This is a genomic window from Gordonia sp. (in: high G+C Gram-positive bacteria), assembly GCF_049647785.1.
In the GTDB taxonomy this organism is placed as follows: Bacteria; Actinomycetota; Actinomycetes; order Mycobacteriales; family Mycobacteriaceae; genus Gordonia.
This window is the reverse complement of the sequence record NZ_JBARYI010000073.1, coordinates 24,424-32,086: the sequence shown is the minus strand read 5'-3', so window position 1 is coordinate 32,086 and position 7,663 is coordinate 24,424. Positions and strand designations below refer to the sequence as shown.

Annotated in this window: 8 protein-coding genes; 5 read left to right on the top strand and 3 right to left on the bottom strand. The window is 60.9% G+C overall.

Features of this window, described 5'->3' with window-relative positions; translation table 11 throughout:
- The first annotated feature begins 193 nt into the window (after positions 1-193).
- The gene (locus tag WBA38_RS11390; protein ID WP_424322725.1) at positions 194-886 is read left to right on the top strand and encodes a pentapeptide repeat-containing protein; all 693 of its coding nucleotides are present in this window, start codon (positions 194-196) and stop codon (positions 884-886) included.
- Between the two features lie 23 nt (positions 887-909).
- Here the strand turns inward: WBA38_RS11390 and WBA38_RS11385 are convergent, their stop codons facing one another.
- Together WBA38_RS11385 and WBA38_RS11380 are read right to left on the bottom strand one after the other, a co-directional pair.
- Positions 910-1,374 carry a GNAT family N-acetyltransferase gene (locus WBA38_RS11385; protein WP_424322724.1) on the bottom strand — a complete coding sequence of 155 codons (465 nt, stop codon included), beginning with the start codon at positions 1,372-1,374 and terminating at the stop codon, positions 910-912.
- Between the two features lie 97 nt (positions 1,375-1,471).
- Positions 1,472-2,872, bottom strand: coding sequence for an NAD(P)-binding domain-containing protein (locus WBA38_RS11380; RefSeq protein ID WP_424294619.1), 1,401 nt, complete (start codon positions 2,870-2,872; stop codon positions 1,472-1,474).
- A gap of 266 nt (positions 2,873-3,138) precedes the next feature.
- Between WBA38_RS11380 and WBA38_RS11375 the strand changes: the two genes are divergently transcribed.
- Together WBA38_RS11375 and WBA38_RS11370 are read left to right on the top strand one after the other, a co-directional pair.
- Positions 3,139-3,984: a shikimate 5-dehydrogenase gene (locus tag WBA38_RS11375; RefSeq protein WP_424322723.1), complete on the top strand. Its 846-nt coding sequence runs from the start codon at positions 3,139-3,141 to the stop codon at positions 3,982-3,984.
- The gene (locus WBA38_RS11370; protein ID WP_424294617.1) at positions 3,977-4,672 is read left to right on the top strand and encodes a haloacid dehalogenase type II; all 696 of its coding nucleotides are present in this window, start codon (positions 3,977-3,979) and stop codon (positions 4,670-4,672) included. Before WBA38_RS11375 ends, WBA38_RS11370 begins: the two co-directional genes overlap by 8 nt.
- Here WBA38_RS11370 and WBA38_RS11365 read toward each other — a convergent pair.
- On the bottom strand, positions 4,669-5,469 hold the full coding sequence (locus tag WBA38_RS11365) for a ribokinase (protein WP_424322722.1): 801 nt from the start codon (positions 5,467-5,469) through the stop codon (positions 4,669-4,671). The two genes, WBA38_RS11370 and WBA38_RS11365, sit on opposite strands and share 4 nt — an antisense overlap.
- Positions 5,470-5,517: 48 nt before the next feature.
- Here WBA38_RS11365 and WBA38_RS11360 point away from each other — a divergent pair, with 48 nt between their 5' ends.
- Positions 5,518-5,901, top strand: coding sequence for a VOC family protein (locus WBA38_RS11360; RefSeq protein WP_424294615.1), 384 nt, complete (start codon positions 5,518-5,520; stop codon positions 5,899-5,901).
- A gap of 54 nt (positions 5,902-5,955) precedes the next feature.
- The gene (gene argS, locus WBA38_RS11355) at positions 5,956-7,608 is read left to right on the top strand and encodes an arginine--tRNA ligase (protein WP_424294614.1); all 1,653 of its coding nucleotides are present in this window, start codon (positions 5,956-5,958) and stop codon (positions 7,606-7,608) included.
- The last annotated feature ends 55 nt before the right edge of the window (positions 7,609-7,663 follow it).

Below are 7,663 nucleotides of genomic sequence, written 5' to 3'. Positions count from 1 at the left end.
GGCCCAGCGGCTTTCGTGCCAGATGCGTGCCCAATCGTTGCGTCACGGAACTTCGCTGCACGCATCTGGGGAGCGAAAGCTCAACTGAGATTTGGCTCTCGAGGGTGTCACCGGGCGCGTGTACAGTTTCGTCCCAGTGTATGACGGTCGATACTTGAATTATCCCTAGGACTATTACCGTTGTTAGGAATGCATGAATAAGAAGCGGAGCGCTCTTTCTCCCAGGCTTGAAAGAATTGATCTCGATCATATTGTTGACAGCGAAATCGACCGACTTGAGCCGCATGAGAGTTACGACAGTGAAAGATTTACTGCCTTCGACCTGAGTGATCGAGACCTCACGGGAACGGCCTTCACCGAATGTGAATTTCGGGACCTCTCCGCTGACAATGCGGATTTTCTTGCCGCAAGCTTTGTTGATACCAGACTCGACGGTTTGAACTCGCCAAGGTTCCAGGCGCCCAGGTCGCGGCTTCGGAACGTGGAAATCAATGGCTCGCGTCTTGGTTCAGTAGAGTTTTATGAAGCCCGTTGGCAATCAGTGCACCTCAGTGACTCTAAGGTCAGCTACATTAACTTGCGTTTTGCCGAACTGACGGACGTGCTTTTCTCTGATTGCATCATCGACGAACTCGACATGAGGGGCGCGAAAGCAAATCGAGTTTCATTCGTCAACACCACCGTAAATAGTCTCGATTTCAGCGAGTCAAAGCTGCAGAACGTCGACTTGCGGACGCTCGAATTGCGTAGAATTTCCGGAGGTGCGGAAAGCTTGAAAGGGGTAACGATGACGCCATTTCAGGCGAGTGAGCTAGCACCGGTCTTCGCTGAGTATTTCGGAATTACCCTCATCGAGGATGAGGCCAGCGGCCAACGCGGTCGCTAGTGCGACCCGCGGCCACACAACAACTACGGTCGCGGCGGTATGGGCCGGATGCGTCGGCGTTCCAAAACTGTGGAGTCCGGCTCGGTGAAGCCGAACTGCTTGTACAAGCCGTGGGCGTCGTCGGTGTGCAGCAGCCAGCGGAAATGTGCGCCGGGGCCTCGCTCGATCATCTCGTCGACCAACTTCTTGCCCAACCCGTGCCCGCGCGCGGCCGGGACGACGAATACGTCGCAGAGGTAGGCGACCGTGACACCGTCCGAAATCGCCCGAGCGAAAGCCACGAATTCACCGGTAGTGGAGTCGGTACAACCGACCACGCGCCATGAACCATCTATGGAATCCCGAATATCGGTGACGCTGCGCCACTGACCCCAATAGGCGTCGTTCGACAGGAACCTGATGATGACGTCGATATCGAGGCGATCGCGGTCGGAGGAGAACTCGAAGCGGTCGTCGACCTTGATGGGCTCGGGCAACTCTGCAGTCATGCCGTTCAGTATCGGTGATATATCCAGCGCCGGGTCGGGAGAAGACGCAAAAGCCGGGACGGTACGACCGTCCCGGCTTCAGCGTTGGTGAAGAAAGCTACTTGATAACTTCGGGCTTGCTGTCGCCGGCCTGGGCGCGGTCGGCGCGCGGCTGGCTCATCAGGTAGCGCTCGCGGGAATCGTCGAGTTCGTTGATCCACGGGGTGTGGTGGATCAACGACGGGGTTCCCGTCATGACTGACGTGTACGCCTGGTCGCGGTAGGTCAGGATGTTCTTCTTCTTGTCGGCCTTCCACGACAGGAAGATCCGGACGACTTCGTCGAGATCAAACATCGGGTAGTCCGTGGCCTCGATCAGGTCGCGAATGTAATCGGCCTGGAACTGGACGGCGGCGGCATCATCGTCGACGGTGGCGTAACGGTCCGACCACTCGGTGATACTCGCGGCGCGCTCGTTAGTGCTTGGCATGGCGATCCGACCAAGGATGAGGTCGCGGACAAACCATGCTTGTGCATCGAACATGTTGAAGGTGAACCACTGGTCCTGGGCGCCCAAGTAGTGCAGCTTGGGGTTTTGTTGCCAGGTGACGCCGCGGTACAAGCCTTCGGGGTACAGGTTGTTCGGCGAGTTCAGGTGGAGGTCGCGAGGCAGGAACGGGTAGTGGTGCAGGTAGCCGGTGCACAGGATCATGGCGTCAAATTCGCGTGCCGTGCCGTCGGCGAATGTTGCGATGGTTCCGTCGATCTGGCAAACCTGCGGCTTCTCTTCGACGCTCTCTGGCCACGCAAAGCCCTGCGGTTGCGACCGGTAGCTCATCGTGACCTGACGGGCACCCATCTTGTGCGACTGGATGCCGATGTCCTCGGCGGAGTACGAACCGCCGATGATGAGCAGCCGTTGCCCAGCGAAGCGTTCGGCTCCGCGGAATTCGTGTGCATGAATGACTTCGCCGGGGAACGATTCAATTCCGTCGATGTCGGGCATGTTAGGAACAGTGAAGTGCCCCGTAGCCACGATGACTTCGTCGAAGATTTCGACATGGGAAGTCTTTTCGCGGAGGTTGTCAATTGTGAGAGTGAATTGCTGTGAAGCGTCATCGAATTCAACACGTCGAACGGCGTGTGCGAAACGGACGCTTTCCTTTACTCCCGAACTCGACGCACGACCGTTAATGTAGTCCCATAGAACCTCGCGGGGAGGGTATGACGATATGGGGCGACCGAAGTGCTCGTCGAAGGTGTATTCGGCGAATTCCAGGGCTTCTTTCGGGCCGTTCGACCACAGATTTCGATACATGCTGGAGTGGACCGGTTCGCCGTAGACGTCGGTTCCCGTGCGCCACGTGAAGTTCCACTGGCCGCCCCAATCATCCTGCTTTTCGTAGCAGACGATTTCCGGGATGTCCGAGCCTGTGCGCTGGGCTGAGTTGAATGCGCGCAGAGCGGCCATACCGCTCGGTCCCGCTCCAATAATGGCGACTCGATTAGACGTTTTCAATATTCAAACCTTTCATTGGCGGCGATTCCCTAGTGGGCGCCCTCGCCAACTCCACTTCTATCGCCGTAGATGGACGGTAGTTTAGAACTCGAAAATTTCGGCGATACCAACCCACGATGGTGAATTATTCGACTTATGTCAAACTCGCCACAAGGAGTCAAATTGACCTGGTATACTGGAAAGTCGCACTTGCGCAAATCGGTGTTGTTTGATTCCAAATCTTCGTCAGTGTGCGTGAGGGTTTTCGAGCAGATAATCTCGAGCGCATGACAGGTGACTCCTTAGACGCACAGCACGCGCGGACACTCAATCGCGACACCGTAATGTGCGTCTCGCTTGCGGCGCGACCGTCGAATATTGGGACTCGGTTCCACAACTACCTGTACAACCAACTCGGCTTGAACTTCGTCTACAAAGCCTTCGCCCCGGCCGACATCGCGGGTGCGGTAGCCGGGATCCGCGGTCTGCCGCTTCGCGGCGCCGCCGTGTCGATGCCGTACAAGGAAGCCGTCATTGAACTTGTCGACGTAATGGAACGCTCGGCCGCCGCGATCGAGTCGGTCAACACCATCGTCAACGACGACGGTGTCTTGCGCGCCTACAACACCGACTACCAAGCCGTTGCGGACCTGCTGACAGCGTCCTCGTTCGATCGCTCGGCAGCGGTGGCTGTCGCGGGTAGTGGGGGAATGGCAAAAGCTGTCGTTGCGGCGTTACGTGATACCGGTTTCCTGAACGTCACGGTGGTGGCCCGTAATCCGACCGCCGGCGCGGCACTCGCGGCAAAGTACGGGTTTGTTCACACCGCTGATCTTGGGTTGGCGCGTCCGACAATCCTGGTCAATGCCACTCCGGTTGGCATGGCGGATGGACCCGCCGCCGACAGTTTCCCGTTCCCGGCCGACGTGGTCGACGCCGCTTCCGGTTGCTTGGACGTGGTGGCGATGCCGCCGGAAACCCCGCTGGTCCGGGCGATGCGGGCCCGCGGTGTTGAGACGATCAGTGGTGATGCAGTGATTGCTGGCCAAGCGGCGGCACAGTTCACGCTGTACACGGGAATCACACCGACGCCCGACCAGATCCGCGAAGCATCGGAGTATTCGCGTGCCTGAGGGCGTCAAGGTCCTCGCCTTCGACACCTTCGGCACCGTCTCCGACTGGCACTCCGGTGTGAGTTCGGTACTGGCCCGGGTGTTTCCGGAGATTGATTCGTCGCAGTTGGCTCGCGACTGGCGCCGCACGTACGGCCCGATCCTGGCGGAAGTAGAGAACGGCACGCGGCCCTGGACACTGCTCGACGACCTTCACCGCGAGACGCTCGATCGACTGCTGCGGGCACAGCACGGAACTGTCGCGACGCAGACTCAACTCGACCGCGCAGTGCACGCCTGGCACATGCTGCCCGGCTGGCCTGACTCCACGGAGGGGCTGCACCGGTTGAAGGCACACTTCACCATTAGCGCACTGAGTAACGGCAACGTCGCGCTACTGAATGAGATGGCCAAGACCAGTGACTTCCCCTGGGATTTCATCGGGGGCTCCGACCTCTGGCGGCACTACAAGCCAGCGGGCGAGGTGTACCTCGGACTGGCACGACTGCTTCAGGTGGAACCGGCCGAAGTCATGATGGTCGCCACCCACACCGCGGACTTGGAGGCTGCGCGGAGCTTCGGCCTCCAGACCGCCTACGTTGAGCGCCCGACGGAATGGGGGCCGGAGCCTAAATTGGTTTCGCGAGATCCAGCCGACCGCTTCCACGTCCACAGCATTGTCGAACTGGCCGAGCTGCTTGGTTGTTAGGCACCCATCGTTGTCGTCGCGCGTGCGCCAGCCGTATTGGCTAGGGTCAACCGCTGGGCGGCGGACAAATGCCAGTTCGCGGCCAGTGTCCCGGTGAAGGCGTCACCGGCGCCGGTGGTGTCGACGACATCGACGGTCTGCCCGTCCACCTGCACCGACCCGGATGCCCACCGCATCCTTGCTCCACGACTGCCGAGAGTGGTCACCACGGTCGGCACGCGAGCCAATACTTCGGTGAGGGCGGCTTCTTCGGTTTCGTTGACGACTGCGGCATCGATCAACGACCACAGTTCGTCCGGTACCTCCCGCACGGGCGATGGATTCAGCACGACCACCGTCCCTGCCGCGCGTGCGGTTCGGGCGGCATCGAGGACGACCGGCGGAGGAATCTCTAGCTGCAGGAGCAGGACGTCGGATGCAGCGATGAGGTTGCGGTCAGCCGGGCTCAGCGCAAGTTCGGCGTTTGCCCCGGGTACGACGACGATCATGTTTTCGCCGGATCCGTCGACGGTGATGGCGGCGACGCCGGTTGGTCCGGAAACCGTCGCGAGGTGTGTCGTGACGCCTGCGTCCCGGAGGGCCGTTCCAGCGGTGGTGGCGGCAGCGTCGTCACCGACGGCACCGATAAAGGACACCTCGGCACCAGCCATCGATGCCGCCCGAGCCTGGTTGGCTCCCTTGCCTCCCGGCCCGAAATGTACGTCGATCCCCGCGAGAGTCTCGCCGGGATCGGGAAATCGCTCGCACCGGGTGATGACGTCGAGATTGATACTGCCGACCACGACAACGGAAGTCATGGGCTAACCGTAGCGACGGGCACGCCGGTCGCCATTACGCTTGCCGGTATGACGCAGATCCGCCCGTTCCTCATGTTTCAGGGGGCCGTAGCCGCCTCCGCGATCGACCTGTACCTGACTGCGTTCCCCGACGGCCGCGTCGTGTCCTCGCAGCCGCATCCGGACCCGTCACAGGGGATCATGCTGGCCGAACTGGAATTAGCGGGTCAGAAAATCCTGGTCTCCGACAGCGCCGTCGACCACGCCTTCGACTTCACGCCGTCGAGTTCACTGTTCGTTGACGTGACCGAGCGCGACGAGTTGGAACGTCTCGTCGAGCTGCTCGGTGAGGGCGGCGGAGTGCTGATGCCGCTTGGCGACTACGGCTTCTCGCAAGCCTTCGCCTGGGTTAACGACCGGTTCGGTGTCTCGTGGCAACTCAACCTGCAGTGACGCCGCATCCCCCGATTGTCGCGAACCGCCCTGCGGACAATAGAATATGTTCCTGTGACTCCCACTGAACTTGCTGCTCTGCTTCGCGCTGCGACGCAGAAGGTTTTCTCGGCTCATGACCTCGACTTGTCGCTGATTCCGGAAACCGTGGTGGTGGAGCGTCCGCGCAGTCCCGAGCACGGGGATTACGCGACCAACCTGGCCCTCCAACTCGGCAAACGCGCCGGTGTCAATCCTCGCGAATTGGCGACGTGGTTGGCCGCAGAGTTTGAAGCAGATCCGGGTATCGATTCGGCAGAAATTGCTGGACCGGGCTTTGTGAACCTGCGCTTGGCTGCGGCCGCGCAGAACCAGACCGTGGCGACCGTTCTCAACAAACGCGAGGCCTATGGCCGCGGAGACGAGCTTGCCGCGCTGAACGTGAACCTGGAGTTCGTGTCGGCCAACCCGACGGGCCCCATCCACCTCGGCGGCACACGCTGGGCGGCGGTCGGCGATGCCCTGGGCCGCGTGCTGTCAGCTCGCGGAGCGCAGGTCACCCGCGAGTACTACTTCAACGACCACGGCGAGCAAATCAACCGCTTCGCGAACTCCCTTATCGCTGCGGCGAAGGGCGAGCCGACCCCGGAGGACGGCTACGCGGGTCAGTACATTGATGAGATCGCCGCAACTGTCGTCGAGAAGATTCCCGGCATTCTCGATCTCCCGGTCAACGACGCCCGCGAGGCTTTCCGCGCCGAGGGCGTCGAGTTGATGTTCAGTCACATCAAAAGCACCCTGCACGAGTTCGGCACCGACTTCGACGTCTACACGCACGAGAACTCGATGTTCGACCGTGGCCTCGTCGACGAAGCGATCGCCGAACTCAAGGCCAGCGACAACCTGTACGAAGCCGACGGTGCCTGGTGGCTGCGGTCGACGAAGTACGGCGACGACAAGGATCGCGTCGTCATCAAGAGCGACGGCAACCACGCCTATATTGCGGGCGACATCGCCTACCTGCGTGACAAGCACCAGCGCGGCGCCAACCACCTGATTTACATGCTGGGTGCCGATCATCACGGCTATGTGGTGCGGCTTAAGGCCGCCGCCGCTGCGCTCGGGTACAACCCGGATGCCGTGGAGATCCTGATCGGGCAGATGGTGAACCTCGTCAAGGACGGGAAGCCGGTCCGCATGTCGAAGCGCGCGGGGACCGTCATTACGCTCGACGACCTCGTCGACGCCGTCGGTGTGGACGCCGCCCGCTACGCGCTGATCCGGTCGTCGATCGACGTCAACATCGATATTGACCTGGACCTGCTTCGGAAGCAGTCATCCGACAACCCCGTTTACTACGTGCAGTACGCCCATGCACGACTGTCGGCTTTGGCACGACACGCTGCGGAGTTGGGCCTCACGCTGAGCACCGAGCATTTGGATCTGCTCGACGATCCATCCGAAGGCGACCTGATCCGCACGATCGGCGACTTCTCCGAGGTCGTTGCGACAGCCGCGGAACTGCGCGAGCCGCATCGCATTTCGCGCTACCTTGAATCCCTCGCTGGTACCTACCACCGGTTCTACGCCAAGTGCCGGGTGTTGCCGCAGGGCGACGAGGAACTTGCCGACATTCACGCCGCACGACTGGCGCTGTGCGAGGCGACCCGCCAGGTGCTCGCCAACGGTCTCGCGCTGGTCGGCGTCAGTGCGCCCGAAAAGATGTAATGGCGACCCGAAGAAAGTTTCGTGAACGAGTCCTTATCCAGAACGTGATGCAGGA

Excerpts from the sequence above, each read along its gene's own strand:
- WBA38_RS11390 (WP_424322725.1), top strand. The coding sequence starts at position 194 with ATGAATAAGAAGCGGAGCGCTCTTTCTCCCAGGCTTGAAAGAATTGAT.
- WBA38_RS11385 (WP_424322724.1), bottom strand. The coding sequence starts at position 1,374 with ATGACTGCAGAGTTGCCCGAGCCCATCAAGGTCGACGACCGCTTCGAG.
- WBA38_RS11375 (WP_424322723.1), top strand. The coding sequence starts at position 3,139 with ATGACAGGTGACTCCTTAGACGCACAGCACGCGCGGACACTCAATCGC.
- WBA38_RS11365 (WP_424322722.1), bottom strand. The coding sequence starts at position 5,469 with ATGACTTCCGTTGTCGTGGTCGGCAGTATCAATCTCGACGTCATCACC.
- WBA38_RS11360 (WP_424294615.1), top strand. The coding sequence starts at position 5,518 with ATGACGCAGATCCGCCCGTTCCTCATGTTTCAGGGGGCCGTAGCCGCC.